Origin of the sequence: Nocardioides eburneiflavus, from assembly GCF_004785795.1 — a bacterium.
Taxonomy (GTDB): Bacteria; Actinomycetota; Actinomycetes; order Propionibacteriales; family Nocardioidaceae; genus Nocardioides; species Nocardioides eburneiflavus.
Genome location: NZ_SRRO01000001.1, coordinates 4464757 through 4489911 on the forward strand (window position 1 = coordinate 4464757; position 25155 = coordinate 4489911).

Sequence of the window (25155 nt, forward strand, 5' to 3'; positions counted from 1 at the left end):
ACCATGAGCGATCACTCGGAGGGAGAGGTCGATGACGGACGGGATGGTGGCGCTGGCCGGCGAGGCGCGCAGCGCTGACCGGCTGGCCCAGTGGGTCCAGCGGCGCGAGTCGGTCATCGCCCACGACGCGACCAACTCGATCTGGCACCAGGTGCCGGCGTACGGCGACCGGGCGGACGCGGGGCTCCGCGATGACGTGGAGGCCCACTGCCGGCAGGTCTTCGCCGCGTTCCTCGCCAGCGTCAACGAGCGGCGTCACCCCCTCCGGTCCGACTTCCCCTGGAGCGGGCAGCACGCGATGCGCCGCGTCGAGCTGGGCATCACGCTGTCGGACTTCATGAAGGCCTTCCGCGTGGGGCAGCTGACCCTCTGGGACGACATCCTCGCGGGCGTCAACGAGTGGCCCTCGACCAAGGACGCCGCGCTGCTGCTGGTGAGCCAGGTGATGCGGACCATCGAGGTCGGCAGCACGGCCGCGGCGGAGGCGTACCTCGAGGCCCAGCAGTACCAGCTCGCCGACTCCGCCCGGCTGGCCCGCGACCTCCTCGAGGACCTGCTCGCCGGCAAGCCCCCGACCGTCGAGGAGCGCCAGCTGGCGCTGGCCCAGATGGGGCTGGCCGACGACGTGCCCCTCGTCGCCCTCGTGGCGACGCTGCCGGCCAAGCTCGTCGGGGTGCAGCAGCGGGCCAGGCTGCGGGCGGCGCTGACGGCGGAGGGCCGCGGCATGGTCGTGGCACGCCACCACGAGGTGGTCGCCCTGCTCCCCGTGGGTCCCACCGGCCCGGCGGCGGTGGTGGAGGGCGTGCGCACGGCGGTGGCCTCGCTCCTCGCCGACGGCGTCCTGACCAGCGTCGGCCTCAGCTGCCCGCGCACGGGCTTCCGCGAGATCCCCTGGGCCTACGAGGACGCCCGGACCGCGATGGACTCGCTGCTCGGCCGTCCCGGCGTGCGCGCCATGGAGGAGATGTCGACCCTCGACCTGCTCATCTCGAGCCAGAAGAACGCGCGGTTGGTGCCGCCCGAGGTGCGTGCCTTCGTCGAGGAGGACCTCGCGACCGGCGGGATCCTGGTCGAGACGCTCAGCACCTACGTCTCCCACGACCTGAACGCCAAGCTCACCGCGATGCACCTCCACGTGCACGCCAACACGATCTACTACCGCCTCGACCGCATCGCCGAGCGCACCAGCTGCGACGTGCGCCGGGTCGAGGACCTCATCGACCTGCTGCTGGCCGTACGCCTGATCCGCGCCGAGGTGCGCTGGCCCGCTCGCTGACCGGCTCGCTGACCCGCTCCCCCAGGACGGTCAGCCCCGCGGCGCGAGGACGCCGTCGGCGTCCTCGACCCGGAGCCCGCCGGAGCGCGTACGGCTCGCCGCCAGCGTGCCGGTGACGACCGAGCGGAGCGGGTAGCTGATCTCGCCGGGCGCCCCCTGGCGCGAGGTGGTCCACAACCGCTCGTCGTAGCCGACGGTGCCGCGGAACTGGCGGTTCTCCAGGACGAGGTCGTCGCGCGTGGCCTGGCCGACCACGTAGGACGCCTCGCCGCGGTAGAACAGCGAGCCGTGCGACACCTCGAGGATCCCCTCGCGCTGACGCACCGTCTGGTCGTGCACCTCGCCGCTGAGGTAGACGTCGACCCCGCCCTCGACCATCGTGCGCCACAGGTCGGAGCGAAGGCCGCCCTCGTAGACGAGGTGGGTGGAGTTGCGGACGCGGACCGCGCCCGGCATCGGCGTGTGCGCCTGGACCATCACCCACGACACGTCGTCGCGGCGGGCACGCCGCAGCACGCCCTCCAGCCAGCGCAGCTGCGCCGGGTCGACCGAGATGTGCACGTCTCCCCCGCGACGCTCGAACACGTCGAGCGTCACCAGCACCACGTCGGCGTCGAGGCGTACGGCATAGGCGGTGCGGCGCGACGGGCCGCGCCGCGGGCGGTCGCGGAAGCGCGGCCGGCCGTCGGGCCCGGTCAGCGCGTGGTCGGCGAAGACGTCCTTGATCTGCGGGACGTGGCGCCGCTTGAAGTCGACCCACGGGTTGCGCCGGCGCGTGCGCCACGGGTCGTCACCCACCTCGTGGTCGCCGACCGCGGGGAAGGTGCGGAGGTCGTGGTCGTCGAACCGCTCGAACCAGGCGGGGTAGTAGACGTCGGCCGCGCGGCGCCAGGCGCGCATCCGCTGCCGGTCGGTCCGGACGGGCCCGAAGACGCCGGTGCGGGCGTCGTCGCGGCCCCACCGGCCCTCGACGAGGTCGCCCGGCACGAGCACGTCGCGGGTGCCGTGCGAGGCCATCTCGTCGATCACCCGGTCCAGGGCGGTCTCGTAGGAGGCGTTGGTGGAGTTGGCGACCTCCCCGGTGCGCCTCACGACGTGTGTACGGCGGCCGTCGGCCGTCAGGTCGGCGACGTCCTGGTTGAGGAAGTCGGGTGCCGAGACGAAGCGGTAGGCGTCGGCCAGCTCGGGCGCGGGCGGCACCGGCGGGCGCTCCCGCGGGCCACGCGCGTCGGGCTCCGCGTCGATCGTGGGAGCGGGGTAGTCCCCGCTCGGCGTCGCGCTCGCCGGCGGCGCGGGAGGCGTGACCGTCGAGCAGCCCAGCGCGCCCGCGACCAGCACGGCCAGCAGCGGCCCGAGAGATGGTCGTGTCACGCGGCCAACCGTAGACGGCGGGTCCGGCACGACCGGGCAGCACCCGGCCGTGTCGGCGATCTCAGCGGACGTCGTCCTCCATGTGCTCGATGTCGCGGAAGCCGGTCTTCTTGGCCCGGACTCCGCGGTTCGTGAGCCAGGTCAGGGCCCAGAGCACGACCCCGGCGAGGAGCAGGAAGCCTGCGATGAGGTACTGCTCCTGCTGCTCGTCGCTGCGCGCCCATGGCCCAGCCAGGAAGGCGCAGGTGACGGCACCGAGGTAGGGCAGGATGGTCGGTGCCGTGAAGTGCTCGTGGTCCCGGCTGCTGGGGCGGCGCCGGATCACGATCAACGCGATGTTGACCACCGTGAACACGCACAACAGCAGGAGCGCGGTCGTTCCGCCGAGGAGTGCCACTGACGTCGCTCCCTCCTCCGACGCGCTCGCCCGGACGACGTAGATGATGAGGCCGAAGGAGATCGCGGTCGTGAAGAGGATCGAGACCCACGGCGTACGACGAGTCGCGTGCACCTTGCCGAGCGTGCGGGGCAGCACGTCCTGGTTGGCCATGCCGTAGAGCAGCCGGCTGGCCATCAGCATGTTGATGAGCGCCGAGTTCGCGACGGCGAACATGCCGATGAAGGGGAAGATCGTGTCGAAGGGGAGGTCGGGCGCTCCAGCGGCCACGACCTGGGTGAGCGCCGATCCCTTGTCCGGGTCGGTGAGGTCCCCGACCGGGACGAGTGCGACCGCAGTGATGGAGACCAGGACATAGATGAGGCCGGTGACACCGAGTCCCGTGAGCATCATCTTCGGGAAGTCGCGGATCGGGTCCTTGCACTCCTCGGCCATGTTGACCGAGTCCTCGAAGCCGACCATGGCGAAGAACGCCAGCGACGTGGCGGCCGTGATGGCGAAGAAGGTGTTGCGGTCGCTCGGGCTCTCGAACACGACGACGCGGGAGAAGTCGGCGTTGCCCTGGGTGACGGCCCAGAGGCCGATGAAGATGATCATCAGCAGGCCGGACAGCTCGACGAGGGTCAGCACGACGTTCGCCTTGACGCTCTCACCCACTCCGCGGAAGTTGACCGCCGCCACCAGCGCCATGAACGCGAGCGCAGTGAGGAGGATGCCGACGCCGCCCACCTCGAAGCCGAGGTCGAAGCCGTCGTTCAGGAAGCCAGCGAAGGCGTTGGAGGCAGTCGACGCCGACGTGATCCCGGAGCACATGACGGTGAAGGCGACGAGGAAGGTGACGAAGTGGATGCCGAAGGCCTTGTGCGTGTAGAGCGCGGCTCCGGCCGCCTGCGGGTATCGCGTGACGAGCTCCAAGTAGGAGAAGGCCGTGATCGTGGCGACCGCGAACGCCACCAGGAACGGCGCCCATGCGGCTCCGCCCACCTCCCCGGCCACGCTCCCGGTGAGCGCGTAGACGCCCGTGCCGAGGATGTCTCCCACGATGAACAGCAGGAGCAGCTTGGGGCCGATGACGCGCCTCAGCTCCGGCTCCGGTCCGTTGACGTCCTTCTGCGTGGCTTCTGTCGCGCTCATCGAGACTCCCGTCGTCGTTCCGTGCACCGCACCGCCTCGCCTCACAATGGCCCCGCTGGACGGGCGAGGCAACCACCGCCCGCCCTCAGGGGGCGTGTCGGCGGCGGCGCGGAACACCCTTTCGGGCTTAGAACGTTCCAACTACCCTGCTGCCCATGCCGAAGCGTGTAGCCCTCCTGACCGCGGGCGGGTACGCCCCCTGCCTCTCCTCCGCCGTGGGCGCCCTGATCGAGACCTACGACGCCACCGATCCCGACATCGAGCTGATCGCCTACCGGCACGGCTACCACGGCCTGCTGACCGGCAACAGCGTCGCCATCGGCGCCGAGGAGCGGGCCGGCGCGGCCCTGCTGCACCGCTACGGCGGGAGCCCGATCGGCAACAGCCGGGTCAAGCTGACCAACGACGCGGACTGCCGCAAGCGCGGCCTGATCGGTGCGGACCAGACCGCGCTCGAGGTGGCCGCCGCGCGCCTGCAGGCCGACGGCGTGGACGTGCTGCACACCATCGGCGGCGACGACACCAACACTGCCGCGGCCGACCTCGCGGCGTACCTCGCGACCCAGGGCTCCGAGCTGACCGTCGTCGGCCTGCCGAAGACCATCGACAACGACATCGTCCCGATCCGGCAGAGCCTCGGGGCCCAGACCGCCGCTGAGCAGGCCTCGCGCTTCGCCCAGAACGTGCTCGCCGAGCACGGCTCCAACCCGCGGATGCTGATCGTCCACGAGGTGATGGGGCGCGCCAGCGGCTGGCTCACCGCCGCGGCCGCCCGCGACTACATGGCCTGGCACGCGGAGCAGGAGTGGCTGCCCGGGATCGGCCTCGACGGACGCACGTGGGCCATCCACGCGGTGTACGTCCCCGAGCGGGCCATCGACCTCGCCGCCGAGGCGACCCGGCTGCGCGCGGTGATGGACGAGATCGGGTGCGTCAACATCTTCCTGGCCGAGGGCGCCGGCATCGACGACATCGTCGCCGACCTCGAGGCTGCCGGTGAGGAAGTGGGCCGCGACCCGTTCGGGCACGTCAAGATCGACACCATCAACCCGGGCCGCTACTTCGCCGACCGGTTCTCCGAGGCGATCGGCGCGGAGAAGAAGATGGTGCAGAAGTCGGGCTACTTCTCCCGCTCGGCCCCGGCCAACGACACCGACCTCGCCCTCATCAAGGAGATGGCCGAGCTCGCCGTCGCCTCGGCCCTCGAGGGCCGCCCGGGCGTGATCGGCCACGACGAGGACCGCGGCGACGAGCTCCGCGCGATCGAGTTCGAGCGGATCGCCGGCCACAAGCCGTTCGACGACAGCCAGGCCTGGTTCACCGAGCTGCTGGAGGGCATCGGCCAGGCCTGAGGCCGGCAACCACTCAGGCGGCCTCCGGAGCGGGCTCCTGCCCGGACCGGTCCGTCACCCGCAGCCCGGCTGCGGGCAGCACCCGCGGCAGCCGCTGGAGGTACGCCCCGCTGGCCACCGCGACCAGCGCGAGCACCCACCACAGGGTCGTCTCCCCGTGGGCGAGCAGCCACGTGAACGCCACCGGCGTGACCGCTCCCCCGATGCCCCAGCTGAGCTGGAACAGCCCGAGGTAGCGGCCGCGGAGGTGGTCGGGCGCGGCCTCGGCCGCGGTGGCGCTGAAGACCGGCCCGCCGGTGAGCTCGCCGAAGGTGTAGACGGCAGCGCCGACCAGCATGACCGCGACGGCCAGCCAGACCGGCAGCCACCCCGCCAGCACGAAGAGGGCATAGCTGACGACGAAGACGACCTGGGCGAGGCCCATCATCCGCGCCCGGACGTGACCGGTCATCCGGCGTACGACCAGGCCCTGGCCGAGCCCCACCATCGCGGTGTTGAGGGTGAAGATCGCCCCCACCACCCACCCGGGCAGGTCGATGGTCTCGGCGACGTAGACCGGCAGCGCGAAGTTGAGCACCATCATCCCGGCGACGAAGCCGAACTGGCCGACCACCAGGCGCAGGTAGGCCCGGTCGCGCAGGACGACGCCCCAGCCCTCGACGGGGGCGTCGTCGGGGTGCGCGGCCCGGTGGTCGGGCACGTCGAGCAGCAGCACGAAGGCGACGACGAAGGTCACCGCGTTGACGACCACGACCGTCTCGTAGGCGAGGTCGGTGCCGATCTGGAGCGCCATGCCCGCGAGCACGCCCCCGACGGAGTAGCCGAGGTTGCGCACCGCCTGGAGGAAGCCGAACCACACCTCGCGCTCCCCCGGCGCCGAGATCGCCGTGACCACGTTGCCGAAGGAGCCCCAGAACGCCTGCCGGCCGATGTTGAGCAGCGCGGTCCACAGCGCGACGGCGAGCAGCGCGTCGGCCCACAGGTAGGCGACCATCCCGACCGCCTGGACGAGGTTGCCCGCGAGCATCATCCTCCGCGGGCCGAACCGGTCGACGAGACTGCCGATGACGAAGGCGCCCGGCATGGTCAGCACGGCTGACAGCGACAGGGCGGTGCCGATCTGCACCAGCGACAGGTCGGTCATCGCGAGGAAGTAGAGCAGCGTGATCGGCATGAACAACCCGCTGCCGACGGTGTCGGCCACGATCGCCGCGACGAACCTGCGATGCTCGCCCACGCGGGGGAATCCGAGGCGGCTCAGCACCGGCCCAGACTAGGACCACGGGCCGACATCACCGGCCCCGGCTATGTTTCCGCCATGACCTTCTCGATCGTGGCCCGGTCCGACGACGGCGATTCGTGGGGGGTCGCCGTCGCCTCCAAGTTCCTGGCCGTCGGGTCGGCCGTGCCGGCGGCCGCGGCCGGGGTGGGGGCGGTCGCCACCCAGGCCGACGCCAACACCGCCTGGAAGTACCTCGGGCTGGCCCACCTCGACGAGGGCGCGACCGCGCAGGTCGCGCTCGACCGTCTGGTCGAGGAGGACGAGGGCCGCGAGCACCGGCAGGCCGGGATCGTCGACTCCGACGGCAACGCCGCGACCTGGACGGGGTCCGAGTGCTTCGCCTGGGCGGGCGGGGTCACCGGCCGCAGCGGCGACCGCGGCGGCTACGCGATCCAGGGCAACATCCTCACCGGCCCCGAGGTCGTCGAGGCCATGGAGCGGGCCTGGCAGGGCGGTGACGCCCTGTCGTTGGAGCGCCGCCTCCTGGCCGCCCTCGCCGCTGGCGACGAGGCCGGCGGCGACAGCCGGGGCCGGCAGAGCGCGGCCCTGCTCGTCGTACGCGACGGAGCGGGCTACGGCGGCAACGACGACGTCGCGGTCGACCTCCGCGTCGACGACCACACCGACCCCGTCGCCGAGCTGGCCCGGCTCGTCGACCTCAACGAGCTCTACCTGACGGCGTCGACGCCGGAGGAGCAGGTGCCGGTCGGCGACGCGCTGATGATCGAGCTCGAGTCGCTCGCCAAGGCCGAGGGCAAGGACAGCTTCCGGGAGTGGGTGGGGTCGGAGAACTACGAGATGCGGGTCGGCCCGGGGGTGCGACCTCCGTGGATCGACCGCCGGATCCTCGCGATCATCCGGGGCGAGCAGGAGGGGCAGGAGGGAACGGCATGAGCATCCTCGCGATCGACGCCGGCACGACCGGCGTGACGGCGGTCGTGGTCACGCCCGACGGCCGCATCGAGGCCAAGGGCTACCAGGAGTTCCGCCAGCACTTCCCGCAGCCGGGATGGGTGGAGCACTCCGCCGAGGAGATCTGGCAGGCCACGCTCGAGGCGACCCGCGAGGTGCTCACCAAGGTGGACGCCGGCGAGCTCACCGCGGTCGGGATCACCAACCAGCGCGAGACGGTGGTGCTGTGGGACCGCGAGACGCTCGGCTCCCCGCGTCGCGCCATCGTGTGGCAGGACCGGCGTACGGCCGACATCTGCGACCGGCTGCGCGCGGACGGCCACGAGGAGCGCGTCGCCGAGCTGACCGGACTGCGGCTCGACCCCTACTTCTCCGGCACCAAGCTCACCTGGCTGGCCGAGAACGAGCCCCACACCTGGGCGCTGGTCGAGTCCGGCCGGTACGCCGTGGGCACCGTCGACTCCTACCTCATCGCCCGGATGACCCGCGGCACCTGGCACGTCACCGACGTCTCCAACGCCTGCCGCACCCTGCTCTTCGACCTCGAGGCCGGCGACTGGTCCGACGAGCTGTGCGGGCTCTTCGGCGTGCCGCGCGACGCGCTGCCCGACCTCGTGCCCAACTGGGGCGAGGTCGCCGTCTCCGACCCGACGTCGTTCGCCGGCCTCTCCCTGCCGATCGCCGGCATCGCGGGCGACCAGCAGTCCGCTCTGTTCGGGCAGACCTGCTTCGAGGAGGGCGAGTCCAAGTGCACCTACGGCACCGGCTCCTTCATCCTCACCAACACCGGCGGCCGGGTCGTGCGCAGCGACGCCGGGCTGCTCTCGACCGCCGCGTGGCGCTCCCCCGACGGTGAGATGACCTACGCCCTCGAGGGTGCGATCTTCGTGACCGGCGCCGCCGTCCAGTGGCTGCGCGACGGGCTCCAGATCGTCGGCAACGCCGCCGAGACCGCCGCCATCGCTGCGACCGTCGAGGACACCGACGGCGTCGTCTTCGTGCCGGCGCTGACCGGCCTCGGCGCCCCGCACTGGGACCCCCACGCGCGCGGCACGATCATCGGCATCACCCGCGGCACCACCCGCGCCCACCTCGTACGCGCCACGCTGGAGGCCATCGCGTTCGAGGTCCGCGACGTGCTCGAGACCCTGCCCGAGCTCACCACGCTGCGCGTGGACGGCGGGGCCGCGGCCAACGACCTGCTCTGCCAGTTCCAGGCCGACCAGGTCGGGCGCGCGGTCGAGCGGCCCGAGATCGTCGAGACGACCGCGCTCGGGGCCGCGTTCCTGGCCGGCCTCGGCACCGGCGCGTGGTCCTCCACCGACGACCTGCGCGACACCTGGGCGCTGGACCGCCGGTTCGAGCCGGCGGGCGACCGCGCGGCCCTCGACGCGGCGTACGCCCTCTGGAGCAAGGCGGTCGAGCGCTCGAAGGGCTGGGCGGACTAGAGCCCGTCCCGGGCCTCGCGCGCGGCCTCGACCTCGGCCTTCGCCTCGTCGACGGCCTCCTCTGCCTCGGTCCGCGCGGCCTCGGCCTCCCCGAGCTCGTCGTCGACCTCCTCGAGCGCGTCCTCCTGGGCGGCGACCCGGCTGCGGAGCTCGTCGAGCTCGGACTGGAGCTGGAGCGTCCGCGCCTGGAGCTTCTCGACGGACCGGCGTGCCGCCCGGTGCTCCTTCTCCGCCTCCTTGAGCACCGCCCTGGCCTCGGCGAGCCGCTCGTCGGCCGCCTTCCTCGCCTTGAGGTCGGCGTCCGGGTCGGGCACGACGTGGAGCTGGGGTCGCTGTGTCGGGTCGGGCGCCGCCACCGGACGGGCGCGCGCGGTGAAGCCGAGCGCCTCCGGTGCGGCGACGGCGCCGGTGAGGTCGAGGTCGCCGAGCCCGGTTGCGCTCAGCGACGTCACGAGCAGCCCGCTGCGCACCGCCCGCGCCGCGTCGGGCTCGAGCATCGCGGCCGTGAGCGTGGCCTCGACCTGGTCGGCGACCGACTGCGTGGTGCGTACGCCCTCCTCGCGGGCCATCCGCCGGGCGGCGGTCGTCACCGACGCGGTCAGCTGGCGCCGCTGCTTGGTGAACTCGCGCAGCTGCGTGGCGTCGAGGTTCTCCTGCGCGTCGCGCAGCGCCTCGCCGACGGCGAGCACCTGGTCGACCTGGTCGGGGTCGCGCCGCACGAGGAGGTTCACCACCCACGCCGCGAGCGACGCCTTGCGCAGCCCCTTGATCGCGGCGGCGAGCTCCTTGTCGGCCTTGTGCTCCTTGGCCAGCGCGTCGCGCGCCGGCGTGAAGTCCTCCAACGGGAGCGCGTAGAGGTCGTCGGCGATCTCCAGCAACGGGTCGGGCCTCGAGTCGGGCATGCCCTGATCCTAGGGAGCCGCGTACTCGAGCTCGGTCGGGTACGGGCGCCACGGGCACTCCTGGGTGGTGCCGCTCGGCCGCCAGCCCAGCGACTCGTAGAGCCGCCGCGCGCGCCCGTTGGCCTCCAGCACCCACAGCCGTCGCGCCCCCGCGGCCTCCGCGCGGGCGAAGGCCTCGCGCCCCAGCCCGGCGCCCCAGTGGTCGGGGCGGACGGCGAGGTGGCGAAGGGTGGCACCGTCGTGGGCCACCAGCGCGACGAGGCCGAGCCCGTCCTCGACCACCTCGACCACGACCTCCGGGTCGTCGAGCAGCAGCGCCCACCGGGCGAGCACGTCGTCGTCCGGGTAGGGCAGCTCGCCGAACACGTGGGCGAGCCCCGCCCGGCTCGCAGCGCGCTCCAGGTCGCGCAGCCCGGCGGCGTCCACGGCGGTGGCCACCCGCCACAGGATCCCCATGCCGAGGCAACCTACCCCCGCCTGGGTACGGCCCCACCGGGCGTACCCGATATCGGGGTTGAGCCACCCACGCCCCGGTTGTTCTGGTGGAGCCAGCCCCCGTGCCAGAGGGCGACTTGCGGGGGGTGAAGGCAGATGCGTCGACTCGTTCTCTCATGCCTGGCCGCGCTGCTCGCGGTGCTCGGCCTGAGCACCGCCAGCTCGCAGGCGAGCTCTGGGTCGGAGGCCCCACGGCCCGCCCGGGTCACCGTCATCCAAGCCGTGCCCGGCGCGATCGTCGACGTGTCCATCGACGGCAGCGAGGTCGCCGGCGGCTCCGGGGTCGGTGACGTGCTCGGCCCCTTCGAGCTGTCGCCCGGCTCCCACGACATCGGCTTCACCGGCGACGGCCTGGAGGTGGACACCACACTCGACGTACGGGCGGGCGCGGCCAGCGACGTGGTGCTGCACCTGCCGGCCGAGGTCGACGGCGACCCGGTGGTCCACTCGTACGCCGCTCCCGACGGGCCGATCGGTCCCGGCAAGGCGCGCGTGCTGCTGGCCCACACGGCGACTGTTGCACCGGCCGACGTCCAGGTCGACGGCCAGACGGTCTTCACGAACATCGCCAACGGCGAGTACGCCGACGCCGACGTCCCGGAGGGGACCATCGAGGTGGCGCTGCTGCCGTCCGGCACCACCGAGGACCCGATCCTCGGCCCCCTCGACGTCACCCTCGAGGCGAGCACGCTGTCGATGATCTATGCGTACGGCAACCCGCGCGACGGGTCGATGAACGTCATCGCCCACACCTCGCCGCTCGGTGCCGACGGCAGCGTCACGCCGGAGCGGATCGACACCGGGTCGGCCGGCCTGGCCTCCGCGTCGGTCACCACCTTCGGCGGTGACGAGCAGCGCGAGCCCGTGTTCCTCGGCCTGCTCGCCCTCGCAGCCGTGGTGGCCGGGATCGGCGCGATCGCCCGGCTCCACACCGCGGCACGCCGTCGGGTGGGATGAGTCCGGGCCGGGCGCCGGGAGTCGCCGTGGCTGCCGCGATGCTCGCCGTCCTCGGAGGCTGCGCCGACGCCCCGACGGAGTCGCCCGGGTCGGGCGCTGCCCCCGCACCGGTGCCGGCCGAGAGCTCGTCGGGCACGGCCGGCGCGACCCCGGTCGCGCCGGCGCGGCGTGCGCCCTCCGTCGCGCAGGCACAGCCGCCGCGGAGCCTGACGCTGCCCAGCGGGCTGACCGTGGCCATCAGCGCCGTCGGCACCACCCGGGCCGGGCTCCTCGACGTCCCGGCCGATGTCGCCGTCGCGGGCTGGTGGGAGGGCGGGGCGCGGCTGGGAGACCCGTTCGGATCCGTCCTGGTCGCCGCGCACGTCGACTCCCGCACCCAGGGGCTGGGTCCGTTCGCCGAGCTGCTCGAGGTCGACCGCGGGGACCGGCTGCTCCTGGAGTCCGCGGGGCTGCGTCAGTCCTTCGGGGTCCGCTCGCGCCGCCTCGTGCCGCAGGGCAGCCTGGTCGACGACTCGTGGCTCTTCGACGCGGCCGGTCCGGCTCGGCTCACGCTCGTGACCTGCGCCCCGCCCTACGTCGCCTTCCGCGGCGGCTACCAGAACCTCGCCGTCGTGACGGCGGTCCCGCTCGGACGTCCGGAGGAGCGGTGAGCCCCAAGAAGCCCTACCAGCGGCGCCTGCCCACGGTGCTGCCGCCGGTGCAGCTGCCCACCCCGCGGGTCGCTCCGGAGCTGGAGTCGCTGCCCCCGGAGGCGGACCTACTCCCCGAGCCGGCGCCGCCCCTCGCACCCCCCGTCGCCGCGCCCCGGGAGCCAAAGCCGAAGCCGATGCCGAAGCCGGGGCCGGAGCCCGCGGGGCCGCGCGAGCGCCGGGACAAGGTCGTCCTCATCGCCGTCGCGTGGCTGGTGGGCATCGGCGTGCTCGCGTACGCCCTCCTGGCCGGACTCCGCGACGACCCGGCTGACCCCGGGGCGGGCGGTCCGGCGGACCCGCCGCGGGCACTGGCGCCGGCCGAGGCGTACGTCGACACGCGGGTGCTGCCCGCCGGCGACCTCGTCGTACGCCAGTGGATCCGCGCCCGTGAGCCCCTGACCGCGCTCGGCCTGGAGCTCCCGGACCTCCCGGGTGCCGATGACGTGTCGGCCGACCAGGTCGAGGTCGTCGCCGACGGCGTCGTCGCCGCCGGCCCCGACCGGGTCACCGCGGCGGGCGCGACGTACACCTTCGAGGAGTCCACGACCGTCCTCGTGGCCTACCGGCTGGAGGGCGTCGTCCAGGTCAGCGACTCCGTGGCGGGGCGGGCGCTCGCCCTGGCCACGGCGCTCGACACGGCGTACGCACCGAAGGTCGAGCGCGAGACGCGCGTGGTGCACGGGCCCGAGGTGCTCTCGCTCGCGTGCAGCAGCCAGTCCGACGAGTCGCCGGAGCCGTGCGGGCGCGACAGCGGGGACGGCCAGTGGCAGGTCGACCTCAGCGGCGACCGGGTCGACGACCGCGTCCTGGCGCAGCTCAACCTCGGCTGACCGGCGCGTGCCGGTCAGGCGGGGTCCTCGTCGAGGCCGTGCTCGATCGCCCAGCGGGTCAGCTGGACGCGGTTGTTCATCTGGAGCTTGCGCAGCGTGTTCTGGACGTGGTTCTGCACGGTGCGGTGCGAGAGCACCAAGCGGGCCGCGATCTGCTTGTAGCTCATGCCGGTCGCGACCATCTTGAGGATCTCGGTCTCGCGCTCGGTGAGCTGGTCGCGCGGGTCGTCGGCGGGGCCGTCGGCGATGCGACGGAACTCGCCCAGGACGAGGCCGGCGAGGCCCGGCGTGAAGACCGTGTCACCGTCGGCGACGCGGGTGACCGCGTCGATGAGCTCGGCGCTGGAGGCCGACTTGACCAGGTAGCCCGTGGCTCCGGCCTTGATCGCCTCGAGCACGTCGGCCTGCTCGCCGCTGGCCGAGAGGATCAGCACCCGGGCCGTCGGGTCGTGCTCGAGCATCATGCTCGTCACCTGCACCCCGCTGCGGTCGGGCAGCTGGAGGTCCAGCACGACGACCTGCGGCGCCGCCGCGGGGAACCGTGCCATCGCCTCGCGCCCGTTGGACGCCACCGCGACGACGTCGTGACCGGCCGCCTGCAGGTCGCGCTCGACCGCGTCGCGCCACATCGGATGGTCGTCGACCACCATCACCCTGACCATGGCCCTGCACCCCCTCCCAAGAGATGGGGGAAGACTAGACCCCTCCACCCGTCGGGGTGGAGTAGCGTCCGCGCCGGTGCACCAGGGGCTCGGGATCGTCGCCGACGACCACCTCGTCCAGGGTGCAGGTCACCAGCCGCGACCAGCCCACCTCCACGTCCGACTCGACGCTGACCAGGGCCCACGCGGCGGCCTCCGCCAGCCGCGGTCCGTGCTCCGTGGACACCCAGTCGGCGAGACGCCACGGACCGCCCGGGGCCGGGGTGGTCCCCGCGAAGGCGTCGGCGAGGTCGCGGTGCCCCCACGACAGCAGCTGCACGACGCCGCGGCGGGTCTCGAGCAGCGCCTCGGTGAGGTCGGCGTCCGGGTCGAGGAGCCCGAGGACCCGGCCCGGCTCGCCGCCGGCGACCAGCAGCGACGACACCGTGAGCCCCGACGGTCCGGTCGGGTCGTCGGCCGACCCGGCCGTCCACAGCGAGACCGCGCCGCCGAGCCGTCCGCGCAGGCGGCGTACGGGGTCGTCGGGGGTGGGGAACGGGTGGCTGCTGTGGATCGTCACCGGGTCACGCTAACGGCACCGTGAGGTCCCACTCGGTCCCCCACTCGCCGCTCTCGACAGCGGCGGTGCCGCCCAGCTCCTCGATGCGACCACGGATCGAGGAGGCGACACCGAGCCTCCCCTCGGACGCGGCGGCGTCGAGCCGGCCGGCGGGGATGCCGGGGCCGTCGTCGCGCACCGAGATCGTGACCGCGTCGGGACCGGCCTGGGCGAGCACCCACGCGGCGGCATCCGGCCCGGCGTGGGCCAGCACGTTGTCCAGGCAGGCCCGGACCGCGGCGATGGTCTCGGTCGCGAGGTGCTCACCGACGAGCACGGCGCCGCCGGGCGTCGCGACCTCGACGCGTACGGGGTGGGCGGTGGCCATCGCCTCCAGGGCACCGGTCAGGTCGACCAGTCCCCCGGACTCCGTCGGCACCGTGTCCTGCTGCCGGATCAGCGAGCGCAGGCCGCGCTCCTGCTCGCCCGCGAGGCGGCCGAGCTCGGCCCACTCGCCTCCGGCCGCTGAACCCTGGCGCTGCACCATCGCCAGCACCTGGAGCACGCCGTCGTGGACCGCGCGGGCCAGGCGCGTACGTTCGTCCGCTGCGGCCGCTGCGCGCTCGGCAGCGTCACGCTCGCGCGCCATCCGCTGCAGCGACTCGCACAGGAAGCCGACGACCGGTCCGCCGATGAGGATGAGGAACGTGTTGCCGTAGTTGGCCTGGTCGACCTCCGAGCGCGGCAGCAGGTCGAACGTCGCGATCAGCACGGAGGCGACCAGGCCTCCGCGCCAGTGCCAGTGGATGGCCCAGGCGAAGAAGGCACCCATCACGTAGAACCCGGGGACGGTCGCGTTGAAGTCGGGCGACTTCACCCACGGCGTGACCGCCAGGGCCGCGAGCACCACCGCGAGGTCGGCCACCAGCAGCACGGGGGTGCGCCGCGCCCGGTCGCGGTAGAGCCAGGTCGCCGCGGCCGTCCAGACGGCGAGGGCCACGACGACGAGCAGGCCGACGGTGGGGTGCTCGAAGTTGTCCCGGCGATAGGCGTTGAGACCCACCATGTTGATCGTGACGACCACCCGGACGATGGCGAGCGCGGAGTAGAGGCGGTCCTCGACGGCGAGCGCGGAGTCGGCGCGCGGTCCGGGCGCCAGAGGGTGGGCGTTCAGGACGCCTTCTGCTCCGGCCCGTCCGCGGCCTTGTCGCCTTCGGCCTTGTGGCGCTCGGCCTTGTCACGCTCGGCCTGCCTGGCCTTCTCCTTGTCGAGCTCCTTGGCCTTGCTGGCGTAGAGGTCGACGTACTCCTGGCCGGAGAGGCGCATGATCTCGTACATGATCTCGTCGGTGATCGAGCGGAGGATGTAGCGGTCGTTCTCCATGCCGGCGTATCGCGAGAAGTCGAGCGGCTTGCCGAAGCGTACGACCGGCCGCGTCCAGGTGCCGTAGACCTTGCCGGTGGGCGCCACGACGTCGGTGCCGACGACCGCGCACGGGATGACCGGGGCGCCGGTCTCGAGCGCGAGGCGCGCGACGCCGGTCTTGCCGCGGTAGAGCCTGCCGTCGTGCGAGCGGGTGCCCTCGGGGTAGATCCCGAACAGGTCCCCCTGGGCGAGGATCTTCATCGCCGACCTCATCGCACCCTCGGCGGCGTTGGCGCCCGAGCGGTCGATCGGCACCTGGCCGGCGCCGGTGAAGAACTTCTTCTGGAACCACCCCTTGATGCCCGGCGTGGTGAAGTACTCCGCCTTGGCGACGAAGGTGACCCGCCGGTTGAGGGTGAGCGGCATGAAGAGCCAGTCGGCGTAGGAGAGGTGGTTGCTCGCGAGGATCGCGGGACCCTCCTCCGGCACGTGGTCGACACCGTAGGCCTTGGGCCGGAAGACGAGGCGGAGCACCGGCCCGAGGGCGATCCACTTCAGGAACCAATAGAGCACGGGCCGAGCCTATCCCCGCCCGGCTGCGGTGACCCGCTCGATGAACTCCGCGGACTCCGCGAAGATCCGCGGGGCGTCGTTGTCGAGCGTGGCGACGTGGTAGCTGTCCTCGAGCACGCGCTCCTCGAAGTCCTTCGAGGACAGGCTGGCGTTGATCGCGCGCGAGCTGGAGATGTCGACGACGTGGTCCTCCGCGGAGCGGAAGAACAGCACCGGGATGGTGATCTTCGGCAGGTCGCGGCGCAGCTCGGCATAGCCCGCGAACATCGACGCGGCCGCCTTCAGCGGCGTCGTCGGGTAGCCGTGCTCGTCCTGCCCGGGCTTCTTGATGTCGTTGGCGATGCCGGGGAAGCCGGGCACCAGGTGCTTGAGCACTGGCAGCAGCTTGACGTCCTTGCGCAGGGTGTCGACGGCCGCATTGACCACCACCACGCCCGCGAGGTCCTCGCCGTGGTCGGCCGCGAGCCGCAGGCAGAGCGCGCCACCCATGGAGAGGCCGACGGCCACGACCACGTCGTTCTCGGCGGTGAGCTTCTCGAGGGCACCCTCGACGGTGGCCACCCAGTCGGCCCAGGTGACCTTGTTGAGGTCCTGCCAGCGGGTGCCGTGACCGGGCAGCAGCGGCATCTCGACGGCGTAGCCGCGGGCCGCGAGGTCCTCGGCCCACGGGCGCATCGACACCGGGTTGCCGGTGAACCCGTGCTGCACGAGGACGCCGATGCGACGCCCGCCGGTGAGCTCGGGCTGCGCGGCCGTCGACATCGGGGCGACCAGGGTGGGATCGAGGGGCGCGGCCTGCGCGCCGCGGAACGGGATCTTCACGGGCACAGTCTGCACCAGTAGGTGGCCCACCGCTGGTTGAGGAGGGCGCGCAGCGCCCGTCTCGAAACCCCTGTTCACCTCAGGCGGCTACCGTTGGCCGGGTGAGCCGACCGGAGGACGAGAGCCGCACCGAGCTGGCGTGGCGCGAGATCGTCGAGCACTACGGCGAGCGCCCGGTGCTGGACGACGACACCCCCGCGGCCGACGAACCGGCGACCGCGGAGCAGGACGCCGACGCGCCCGACTCCACCGACCTGCCCGACCACCTCGAGGACGACGACCCGGTCGAGCGCCGCGAGCAGGCGATCGCCGAGGCCGAGCGCTTCCGCCCGCCCCCGGCCCCGCCGTTCCCCACCCCGCGCACGTGGCAGCGCGGCCTGGCGTGGACAGGTCTGTTCGTGGCACCGATCCTCGCGCTCGTGCTCGGCCTGTTCTCGCTCTACTTCACCCCCCTGCTCGGCTGGGCCCTCGTCGGCTGGTTCGTCGGCGGCTTCGCCTACCTGGTCCGCGAGATGCCGCGGTCGCCGCGCGATCCGTGGGACGACGGCTCCCGCATCTGACACCGCCCTTCGCTGGTCGAGGAAGCCGCGCCGCGCCTGTCACGAGACCCGGCCCGGGCGTAGTGTCGTCGGGGTGGGGCCACAGGAGACCGTCGAGGTCACGGGGCACTTGATGGACAGCGGGATCCTGTCGCGTGTCCTCGACGACATCCGCGACTTCGGCGGCGACTACGTCATCGAGCAGCTCGACGTCGGCCACGACGCGCACGACCCGAGCAGTGCCCGGATCACCGTCGAGGCGGCCGACGACTCGTCCCTCCAGCGGCTGCTCATGCGCCTCCAGACACGCGGGGTCAACCAGGTCTCCGCGGGTGACGCGGTCCTCGCCACGGCCGAGGTGGACGGCGTGCTGCCCGAGGACTTCTACGCCACCACCAACCTCGCCACGCACGTGCACGTCGACGGCGGGTGGCACGACGTCGAGAACCCCGAGATGGACTGCGGCCTGGTGGTCGACGTCGTCGCCGGTGCGACCCGGGTCCGTACGGTCCCCCTGTCCGACGTGCGCGCCGGCATGCGGATCGTCGTCGGCGCGGCCGGCGTACGGGTCTCGGTGCCGACCGCCGACTCCGCTGCGGACCCGCTCGACCTCTGGGACAGCGGGGCCGTGCCGGACCGTCCGCAGGCAGTGCTCGTACGCCAGGTGGCCGACGGCATGCGGCAGGCCCGCGCCGACGGCAAGCGACTGCTCTGGGTCGCCGGCCCCGGCGTGGTCCACGCCGGCGCCGCGCCCGCGATGGTGGCGCTCGTCCGGGCAGGGTGGGTCGACGTGCTGTTCGCCGGCAACGCGCTGGCGACCTACGACATCGAGGCCGCCTTCTACGGCAGGGACCGCGCCGCCGACGTGTCCCCCCACGGTCACGAGCACGGTCACGAGCACCAGGTCCGCGCGGTCAACACGATCCGACGGGCCGGCTCGATCGAGGCAGCGGTTGCCCAGGGCGTCCTGACGAGGGGCCTGATGCACGCGCTCGCCACCTGCGGGAGCCGCTTCGTGCTGGTCGGCTCGGTCCGCGACGAGGGCCCGCTGCCCGACGTCCACACCGACGTGGTCGAGGGTCAGCGCGCGATGCGTGCCGAGATCCGCGACGTCGGCTACTGCCTGATGCTCGCCACGCAGCTCTACTCGGTCGCCACCAGCAACATCCTGCCGGCCACCGTCCCCGTCGTGTGCGTGGACATCAACCCGGCCATGGTCACCCGGGTCGCCGACCGCGGGACCAGCCTCGGGCGCGGCATCGTCACCGACGTGGGCCTCTTCCTCGAGCAGCTCGCGCTGGAGCTGGTCGCGGACTACCGGCGGACCTGAGCGTTCGCCCACGCATCCCTGTCATTCTGACTAACCTCGTTGCGGCGCGATCGACGAGCGGGCGCCGTTGGAGGACCGGGACGGTTATGACGAGCGAAGTCGACCAGGCGACCACAGCCGCCGTGGACAGGGACTCTCCACGCCGAGCGACCGCGCTCTTCGTGAGGATGTGGGCGGTCGCCCACATCATCCACCTCGTCGCCGCGAACGGATCCGCGCTGGGCTCCGTCTGGAGCATCGCGACGGTCGGGCTCGCCTGTCTGGTCGTGCTGCGACCGGGGGGACGCATCTTCGCCGCGATGCTCCTGGCCCAAGTCGCTGACTACGTGGCAGAGATGCCCGGAAGCCCCGACCACTGGGCACTCATCCTGTTCGTGAACATCGCCATCCTGCTCAATATGGCAGCCGGACGTTCGACGGCACTTCCGGTCATCGAAAGAGCGTTCCCTGCTGCGCGGACGATCGTGCTGCTCACGTACGCGTTCGCTGCGCTGAGCAAGTACAACACCCACTTCCTGGACCCGGTGACGAGCTGCGCCAACGCCATCGCCGGACGCGCGAGCTTCGGGTTGGCGGGAGCTCTGCAGGACACGCTGGTGTTCCCGCTCGCGAGCCTCGCCCTCGAGACCTCGGTCCCCCTCCTTCTGCTGATTCCGTACAGTCGGCGTCACTGGGTCCGCGTGGCGATGCTGTTCCACTTCGTCCTCAGCGCCAGTCCCGCCTTCTCAGTGGTCGACTTCACCAGCGCGCTCTTCGCGATCTTCGTCCTCTTCCTGTCTGCCGCCGAGGTGGACAGGATCCTCGACACGATCGGCCGGGTGGCTGCGAAGTCGGCGATCGTCCGCGACGCCCGCCGCAAGCCGCCCGTCACCGCGGCGCTGGCCTTCGCAACCTTCGGATTCGCTGGCTATGCGAGTCCTGTGGTCGCCGCTGCGCTGGTGTTCGTCGCCGCTGAGATCTACCTGTTGGCCCTGCTCCTGGCGACCCTGTGGACGTGGCCCGCTGGCGGTGAGCGTCAGGCGATCGGACGGGTCCCGTGGTTCCACGTCCCCGTCCTCCTCCTGGCACTGGTCTGGGCGCTCAGCCCCTACCTGGGCCTGCGGACCACGGGTGTCTTCACCATGTTCTCGGGGCTGCAGACCGAAGGCACCCACGGCAACCACCTGTTCCTCCCCACCACCCACCTGACGTCGTGGCAGGACGACATGGTCACGATCGTGGAGTCGAACGATCCGGTCCTCGACGAATCCACCACGTACGACCTGGCCATACCCCTGATCGCACTGCGTCGGATGGCCGAGGACGACCCCTCGCTCACTGTCATCGGCACTGTGGGCGGCAGCGAGGTGGAGTTCGGCCCTGAAGCTGGTCAGACCCGCCTCGAACCCCTGTCCTACTGGGAGTACAAGCTCTTGCACTTCCGGCCGGTTCCTCGCGGGGACACGCCGTTCTGCTCGATCAGCTGACCAGCGAACGGGCGACGAGCGCGGCGCCCACCATGCCGGCCTGCGGTCCCAGCTCGGCGGCGACCAGCGGTGGCACCACCCGGTGCTCGGCCCCGACGAGGGTCCGCTCCAGCGCGGCCCGGGCCGGGTCGAGCAGCCGATCCCCCGCGGCCGAGACGCCGCCCCCGACGACCACGACCGCCGGGTCGAACGCCGCGACGAGGTTGGCGGTGCCGACCCCGAGCCAACCGCCCACGGTGGCGAACGCCTGTCGCGCCACGAGGTCGCCCTGCTCGGCGGCCGAGGTGACCATCGGCCCGGTGACCTGCTCGGGCGCACCGTCGCTCATCTCTACGAGCACCGACGGCAAGTCGGCCATGAGGGCGCGCGCCTCGCGGACCAGGGCGTTGCCTGACGCGTACTGCTCCCAACAGCCCCGGCGACCGCACTCGCACGCCTGGCCGTCCGGCACGACCTGCATGTGCCCGAACTCCCCTGCCATCCCGTTGGCACCGCGGACCACCACACCGTCGAGCAGCACGGCGCCGCCGATGCCGGTGCCCATCGTGATCATCAACGCCGAGGCCGCCCCCCGCGCGGCACCGTGGTGGCCCTCCGCGCGCGCCGAGCAGTTGGCGTCGTTGTCTAGCGCGACCGGGCAGCCGAGTCGGCCAGCGAGGAGGTCACGCAGAGGTTGTCCCTGCCATGGCAGGTGCGGGGCGAACATGACCCGCTCGCCGGCCGAGTCGACGAACCCCGCCGCTGCGACCCCGACGCCCGCGAGCGGCCGGCCGTCCGCTGCCTCGCGCACAGCAGCCACCAAGGCGTCCTCGACGCGGCTGGTCACCACCCTGCGGCCAGGAGTGGTCCGGCGGGCCGTACGCCCCACCTGTCCGTCAGGATCGACGACCCCGGCCAGCACCTTGGTGCCGCCGATGTCGACGCCGACGACCACGCTCCCCGCCGCCTCGCTGCTCGTACCCCCGCTCATGGGCGCAATCCTCGCGCACGCACGCAGACATGGGCCGATCGGACCAATGGTCTAGTCACAACGAGCCATCTTTCGTCATGGAGGGTCGAAAGTGCCGTCAAAGAAGCGACAGCCGAGGTCACCGACTCCTACGGTGACAGGCGAACATCTCGGGGAAAGGGGATCTCATGCGCTGGCGCACACGTACGAACGGTCGCACCGAGCGGGGTGCTGCCGCGGTCGAGTTCGCCTTCATCGTGATCCCGCTCATGTTCATCATCTGCGGCATCGTGAACTTCGGGGTGATCTTCGCCCAGCAGCTGAGCCTCGACAACGCCACCCGTGCCGCCGCCCGAGCGGCCGTCGTCGACTCGGGCGTGGACGTCGTGACCCGCGCCGACACCGAGTTCAACGGCGCGCTGGCACGCAACCAGGCGGGGGCCCTGAACATCACGTTCCCCGGCGGCGCCGGCGCGACCTGCGAAGGCAGCGACTTCGGCGAGCTCCTGATCGTGCGCGGCGAGGTGACGACCAACGTCCTGATCCCGTGGGTCTTCCCGGACGCGGTCCTGCCCGGCTCCTTCGACCTCGAGAGCGAGGCGGCATTCCAATGCGAGTACTCATGACCACACGTGAGCGGGACGACAACGGCGCCACGGCCGTTCTCGTCGGCATCCTCGCCTTGTTCCTCGTCGGCCTCTCGGCCTTCACGATCGATGCAGGCTCGGCCTTCGTGTCCAACCGGAACCTGCAGCGCGCTGCCGATGCTGGTGCGCTGGCCGGAGCGCAGGCCCTCACGCAGTTCCCGGGCTCGTGCGAGTCCGTTGCCGGCAGCACTGCAGCGCGGACAGCCGCACACGACGCCGCAGTGTTGCGGGCTCAGGAGAACTACCCCGACGAGAGCTGGAGCGAGACACACTTCGACGTCAAGTGCGACCCCGAGCTCAAGGTGCTGCTCGTGGAGTTCGCCAACGAGGGCACGACCGATGCGGTGTTCGCCCCCGTCTTCGACGGCGACGACGAGATCACGACCTCGCGCGACGCAGAGGCGACGGTCGACGTGGCGCCCGGCGCCGGCGAGAACGTGCGGCCCCTCGCGCTGTGCTCAGCCGCGGTCGGCGACACCGAGCCGGGCGAGTTCGTCCAGATCTTCTACCCCGGCCACGGCACCAAGTCTCCCCCCCAGTGCCCCAAGCCCAAGAGCGCCGGCAACTGGTGGACCCTGGACTGTCCCGAGGAGCGCACTGGCTCCACCGGCGCCCTGGAGGACCAGATCCGCGAGGGCTGCGAAGACCGCGTCACCGTCATCCCCGGCCAGTCGGACGTGGACACGCCCGGCCAGCTGACGGTCGTGCTCGAGGACGCGTGCCCGTCGGCACCCATCGGCTCCGAGACGTGCATGAGCGGCGATCCGGGCAACCTCGACGCTGGCCACATCGCGGACGCCTGGGAGCACCTGGTCGACACGCAGAAGGAAAGCATCTTCCCGGTGTTCTGCGTGTCGCCGCAGTGCAGCGAGGACACCACGTCGGGCTCAGGAACGGGAACCGTGTTCCCGGTCTACAAGCTGGTCTCGGCGATCGTGTGCGGCTACCACTTCAGCAAGAAGGAGAGGAAGCACTCCACGACGGGCAAGTGCGCCGGCAACCCCTTCCTGGCCGAGTCGGACCCCGACGACAGCAGCGGCAACAACTACCTCATCCTGAAGTACATCTCGACCCGCACGAGCGGATCCAATGCCGAGTCGGAGTGCGCGCTCGGTGCGGAGTGCGACGGCGGCCTCCGCCGTACGCGGCTCACCGGCGGCGGCTAGGAGCCCTCAGTCGTCCGACGGCCAGTCGTCGGCGACGTCGATGTGCTCGACGTCGCCGGCCCGGGCCGTGCCCGAGTGCGTCGTCGCCATGACTGCCGCCGCGGCCTGGGCCAGCGAGGCCATCGCCGAGGTCAGGTGCGCGGTGACCTCCGGGCTCAGCTGACGTACGGCGTGCACGGTCCGGCAGACCGGGCACACCGTGCACTCGGCCGCCCCGGTCGCGAGGTGCTCGTTGAGGTCGTGCGCCGACGCTGCGGCCTGGGCGGCGAGCCCGGACAGCCCCTCGCTGGCGTCGCCGGCGTGCTCACGGGCCCAGCCGGAGAGGGCGCCGAGCAGCTTGGCGGTCTCCTCGCCCAGCGACCCGACCTCGTGTGCGTCACCCGCGTCGGTCACAGGGCTTCCTCCGGCGTATCAGTCGTGGAGTTGTCCGGCTCGGCGAACCGGACCTGCAGCTCTCCGTCCCGCACCCTGGCGCCCACCACGCGGTGGCGCGCCAGCCCGGACGGCAGCGTCAGGAGGCGACGATACGACGCGACGGACACCACGAGCTCGTCGCCCTTGCGCGCGAGACGTACGTCGTCCTGTTCGGCGAGCGGGAGGGGCACCGTCAGCATCCTGCTGCTCCCGGTCCTACGCACGGACATGCCCGCGGTGCCGGACCCCTTCGCGAGCGGGTCGGAGCCGTCGTAGAGGTCCGCCGCCAGGTCCAGCAGCGCGTCGCGCCCGACCGGCTCGGCGGCGCGGTAGACCGACGTCCGGAGGTCCAGCCCGGCGAACGAGTCGGCCGCTTCCTCGAGCACCGTGCGCTGGGCCGCGACCCACGTCGTGCGCCACTCGTCGGCGCCGCCGTCGGGGAAGACCCGGTTCACGACGGCCGCGTCGACGTGGTAGCCGAAGAGGCTCAGGAACGTGTAGGCACGCCGCGCCTCGGCGAGCACCACCGACTCGGGGGTGAGGACGAGGCGGACGGAGGTGTCCGGCCCGGTGAGCACGGCACGTACGTCGTCAAGCTCGGTGTGGAGCCGCTCGATCGCGTCGAAGACGGAGTCCTCGGGCATCGGCACCCCTGCCGCACGGGTGAGGACCGGCTTGAGGGCCTTGACGACACGACGCTCGACGGGCAGGACGCGGGTCATGTACCACCCGAGGGCCTCGGGCAGCGCGAGCAGCCGCAGCGTCTCGGCCGTCGGCGCGCAGTCGACCACGAGGACGTCCCACTCCCCCGACCTCGCCTGTGCCCGCACATCGAGGAGGGCCAGCACCTCCTCGGCCCCGGGGATGACGGTGAGCTCCTCGGCGGCGACCGGGTCGACCCCGGCGACGTCGAGGACGCTCATCAGGTAGCCCTGGATGTCGGCCCAGGAGCGCTCGAAGCGGTGCTGGGCATCGACGTGCTGCACCCAGAGGTTGGGTGCGACCTCACTGGGCTCGGTGGTGGCGGCCACCTCGAGCGCGTCGGCCAGCGAGTGGGCGGCATCGGTGGACAGCACCAGGGTCCGGTGGCCGGCGGCCGCGCTCGCGCAGCCCGTCGCGGCGGCCAGCGTGGACTTGCCGACACCGCCCTTGCCGGTGAACAGGAGGATCCGCATCCCGGACCCGGGCGTCAGAGCGACTCGACGCGCTTCTTAAGGCCCTTCAGCGCGGTGTCGATGAGGATCTTCTCGCCCTTGCGCTTGAGCATGCCGATCAGCGGGATGCTGACGTCGAGGGCCAGTCGGTAGGTCACCTCGGTGCTGCCGTCACCGCGGTCGACCAGGGTGTAGGCGCCGTCGAGGGCCTTGAGCATGTTGCCCTCGACCAGGGTCCAGGTGACCTCGCGGTCGCCGTCCCAGTCATAGGCGAGGGTGTACTCGTCCTTGATCGGGGAGACATCGAGGGCGAAGTAGACCTGCTCGGCGCGGTCGCCGGTCCCCGCCGCGGTGACCTCGGCGGTCTGCACGCCCTTGGCCCACTCGGGGTAGGACTCGAAGTCCGCGATGACGGCCATCACGTCGGCCGGAGGAGCGTCGATCGTGATCGACGAAGAGGTCTGTTCGGCCATGGCCGGAGC

General features: G+C 72.2%; 26 protein-coding genes. 12 read left to right on the forward strand and 14 right to left on the reverse strand.

From position 1 onward, the window contains the following. Window positions 1–31: 31 nt before the first annotated feature. Entirely contained in the window at window positions 32–1276 is a 1245-nt protein-coding gene (locus EXE59_RS20980) for a PucR family transcriptional regulator (protein ID WP_135840633.1), read from the forward strand. A gap of 30 nt (window positions 1277–1306) precedes the next feature. Here the strand turns inward: EXE59_RS20980 and EXE59_RS20985 are convergent, their stop codons facing one another. Together EXE59_RS20985 and EXE59_RS20990 are read right to left on the reverse strand one after the other, a co-directional pair. After that, a complete protein-coding gene (locus EXE59_RS20985) occupies window positions 1307–2647 on the reverse strand; it encodes a metallophosphoesterase family protein (RefSeq protein WP_135840634.1) in 1341 nt (446 codons plus the stop codon). Window positions 2648–2708: 61 nt separating this feature from the next. After that, window positions 2709–4178 (reverse strand): APC family permease, encoded by a 1470-nt coding sequence (locus EXE59_RS20990; RefSeq protein WP_135840635.1) that lies wholly within the window; start codon window positions 4176–4178, stop codon window positions 2709–2711. A 155-nt stretch (window positions 4179–4333) separates the two neighbouring features. Between EXE59_RS20990 and EXE59_RS20995 the strand changes: the two genes are divergently transcribed. After that, window positions 4334–5530: a pyrophosphate--fructose-6-phosphate 1-phosphotransferase gene (locus EXE59_RS20995; protein WP_135840636.1), complete on the forward strand. Its 1197-nt coding sequence runs from the start codon at window positions 4334–4336 to the stop codon at window positions 5528–5530. A gap of 13 nt (window positions 5531–5543) precedes the next feature. Here the strand turns inward: EXE59_RS20995 and EXE59_RS21000 are convergent, their stop codons facing one another. After that, window positions 5544–6794 (reverse strand): MFS transporter, encoded by a 1251-nt coding sequence (locus tag EXE59_RS21000; RefSeq protein ID WP_210429088.1) that lies wholly within the window; start codon window positions 6792–6794, stop codon window positions 5544–5546. A 54-nt stretch (window positions 6795–6848) separates the two neighbouring features. On the opposite strand from EXE59_RS21000, the gene EXE59_RS21005 reads away from it, so the two are divergent. Both EXE59_RS21005 and glpK read left to right on the forward strand, forming a co-directional pair. Further along, window positions 6849–7706: a DUF1028 domain-containing protein gene (locus EXE59_RS21005; RefSeq protein WP_135840637.1), complete on the forward strand. Its 858-nt coding sequence runs from the start codon at window positions 6849–6851 to the stop codon at window positions 7704–7706. Beyond that, complete coding sequence (glpK, locus tag EXE59_RS21010) at window positions 7703–9172, forward strand: glycerol kinase GlpK (RefSeq protein ID WP_135840638.1); 1470 nt, start codon at window positions 7703–7705, stop codon at window positions 9170–9172. Before EXE59_RS21005 ends, glpK begins: the two co-directional genes overlap by 4 nt. Here the strand turns inward: glpK and EXE59_RS21015 are convergent. Together EXE59_RS21015 and EXE59_RS21020 are read right to left on the reverse strand one after the other, a co-directional pair. Then, the gene (locus EXE59_RS21015) at window positions 9169–10074 is read right to left on the reverse strand and encodes a coiled-coil domain-containing protein (protein ID WP_135840639.1); all 906 of its coding nucleotides are present in this window, start codon (window positions 10072–10074) and stop codon (window positions 9169–9171) included. The genes glpK and EXE59_RS21015 overlap by 4 nt on opposite strands. Before the next feature lie 9 nt (window positions 10075–10083). Next, window positions 10084–10530: a GNAT family N-acetyltransferase gene (locus tag EXE59_RS21020; protein WP_135840640.1), complete on the reverse strand. Its 447-nt coding sequence runs from the start codon at window positions 10528–10530 to the stop codon at window positions 10084–10086. Window positions 10531–10665: 135 nt separating this feature from the next. Between EXE59_RS21020 and EXE59_RS21025 the strand changes: the two genes are divergently transcribed. From EXE59_RS21025 to EXE59_RS21035, 3 genes are read left to right on the forward strand one after another with little or no spacing between them, the layout of a single operon-like run. Beyond that, complete coding sequence (locus EXE59_RS21025; RefSeq protein ID WP_135840641.1) at window positions 10666–11526, forward strand: DUF4397 domain-containing protein; 861 nt, start codon at window positions 10666–10668, stop codon at window positions 11524–11526. Between the two features lie 26 nt (window positions 11527–11552). Beyond that, window positions 11553–12176 (forward strand): class F sortase, encoded by a 624-nt coding sequence (locus EXE59_RS21030; RefSeq protein WP_168218625.1) that lies wholly within the window; start codon window positions 11553–11555, stop codon window positions 12174–12176. Beyond that, complete coding sequence (locus EXE59_RS21035) at window positions 12173–13048, forward strand: hypothetical protein (protein ID WP_135840643.1); 876 nt, start codon at window positions 12173–12175, stop codon at window positions 13046–13048. Before EXE59_RS21030 ends, EXE59_RS21035 begins: the two co-directional genes overlap by 4 nt. A 14-nt stretch (window positions 13049–13062) precedes the next feature. Here the strand turns inward: EXE59_RS21035 and EXE59_RS21040 are convergent, their stop codons facing one another. The 5 genes from EXE59_RS21040 to EXE59_RS21060 are packed head-to-tail and all read right to left on the reverse strand — an operon-like array spanning window position 13063 to window position 17008. Continuing rightward, entirely contained in the window at window positions 13063–13698 is a 636-nt protein-coding gene (locus EXE59_RS21040; protein ID WP_246056964.1) for a response regulator, read from the reverse strand. A 46-nt stretch (window positions 13699–13744) separates the two neighbouring features. Further along, window positions 13745–14269 (reverse strand): flavin reductase family protein, encoded by a 525-nt coding sequence (locus tag EXE59_RS21045; protein ID WP_135840645.1) that lies wholly within the window; start codon window positions 14267–14269, stop codon window positions 13745–13747. Between the two features lie 4 nt (window positions 14270–14273). Then, a complete protein-coding gene (macS, locus tag EXE59_RS21050) occupies window positions 14274–15422 on the reverse strand; it encodes a MacS family sensor histidine kinase (RefSeq protein ID WP_342777234.1) in 1149 nt (382 codons plus the stop codon). After that, a complete protein-coding gene (locus EXE59_RS21055) occupies window positions 15419–16186 on the reverse strand; it encodes a lysophospholipid acyltransferase family protein (protein ID WP_135840646.1) in 768 nt (255 codons plus the stop codon). Before EXE59_RS21055 ends, macS begins: the two co-directional genes overlap by 4 nt. A gap of 9 nt (window positions 16187–16195) precedes the next feature. After that, window positions 16196–17008, reverse strand: coding sequence for an alpha/beta hydrolase (locus tag EXE59_RS21060; RefSeq protein ID WP_246056968.1), 813 nt, complete (start codon window positions 17006–17008; stop codon window positions 16196–16198). Between the two features lie 101 nt (window positions 17009–17109). On the opposite strand from EXE59_RS21060, the gene EXE59_RS21065 reads away from it, so the two are divergent. The 3 genes from EXE59_RS21065 to EXE59_RS21075 all read left to right on the forward strand — a co-directional run bounded on the left by EXE59_RS21065 (window position 17110) and on the right by EXE59_RS21075 (window position 20343). After that, entirely contained in the window at window positions 17110–17568 is a 459-nt protein-coding gene (locus tag EXE59_RS21065; RefSeq protein WP_135840647.1) for a hypothetical protein, read from the forward strand. Window positions 17569–17641: 73 nt separating this feature from the next. Continuing rightward, window positions 17642–18877, forward strand: coding sequence for an ornithine cyclodeaminase family domain (locus tag EXE59_RS21070; protein WP_135840648.1), 1236 nt, complete (start codon window positions 17642–17644; stop codon window positions 18875–18877). Window positions 18878–18963: 86 nt separating this feature from the next. After that, window positions 18964–20343, forward strand: coding sequence for a hypothetical protein (locus EXE59_RS21075; protein ID WP_168218626.1), 1380 nt, complete (start codon window positions 18964–18966; stop codon window positions 20341–20343). On the opposite strand, the gene EXE59_RS21080 is transcribed toward EXE59_RS21075, so the two are convergent. Then, the gene (locus EXE59_RS21080) at window positions 20336–21313 is read right to left on the reverse strand and encodes an ROK family protein (RefSeq protein WP_135840650.1); all 978 of its coding nucleotides are present in this window, start codon (window positions 21311–21313) and stop codon (window positions 20336–20338) included. The two genes, EXE59_RS21075 and EXE59_RS21080, sit on opposite strands and share 8 nt — an antisense overlap. 167 nt (window positions 21314–21480) lie before the next feature. Here EXE59_RS21080 and EXE59_RS21085 point away from each other — a divergent pair, with 167 nt between their 5' ends. Both EXE59_RS21085 and EXE59_RS21090 read left to right on the forward strand, forming a co-directional pair. Then, window positions 21481–21918, forward strand: a complete 438-nt coding sequence (locus EXE59_RS21085) for a TadE/TadG family type IV pilus assembly protein (RefSeq protein ID WP_135840651.1) — start codon at window positions 21481–21483, stop codon at window positions 21916–21918. Then, entirely contained in the window at window positions 21915–23105 is a 1191-nt protein-coding gene (locus EXE59_RS21090; protein ID WP_168218627.1) for a pilus assembly protein TadG-related protein, read from the forward strand. The genes EXE59_RS21085 and EXE59_RS21090 overlap by 4 nt, the downstream gene beginning before the upstream one ends. A 6-nt stretch (window positions 23106–23111) precedes the next feature. Here the strand turns inward: EXE59_RS21090 and EXE59_RS21095 are convergent, their stop codons facing one another. The 3 genes from EXE59_RS21095 to EXE59_RS21105 are packed head-to-tail and all read right to left on the reverse strand — an operon-like array spanning window position 23112 to window position 25146. Beyond that, a complete protein-coding gene (locus EXE59_RS21095) occupies window positions 23112–23498 on the reverse strand; it encodes a hypothetical protein (RefSeq protein ID WP_135840653.1) in 387 nt (128 codons plus the stop codon). Next, on the reverse strand, window positions 23495–24694 hold the full coding sequence (locus EXE59_RS21100; RefSeq protein WP_135840654.1) for an ArsA family ATPase: 1200 nt from the start codon (window positions 24692–24694) through the stop codon (window positions 23495–23497). The genes EXE59_RS21095 and EXE59_RS21100 overlap by 4 nt, the downstream gene beginning before the upstream one ends. Before the next feature lie 14 nt (window positions 24695–24708). Further along, window positions 24709–25146, reverse strand: coding sequence for an SRPBCC family protein (locus tag EXE59_RS21105; protein WP_135840655.1), 438 nt, complete (start codon window positions 25144–25146; stop codon window positions 24709–24711). Window positions 25147–25155: the final 9 nt, after the last annotated feature.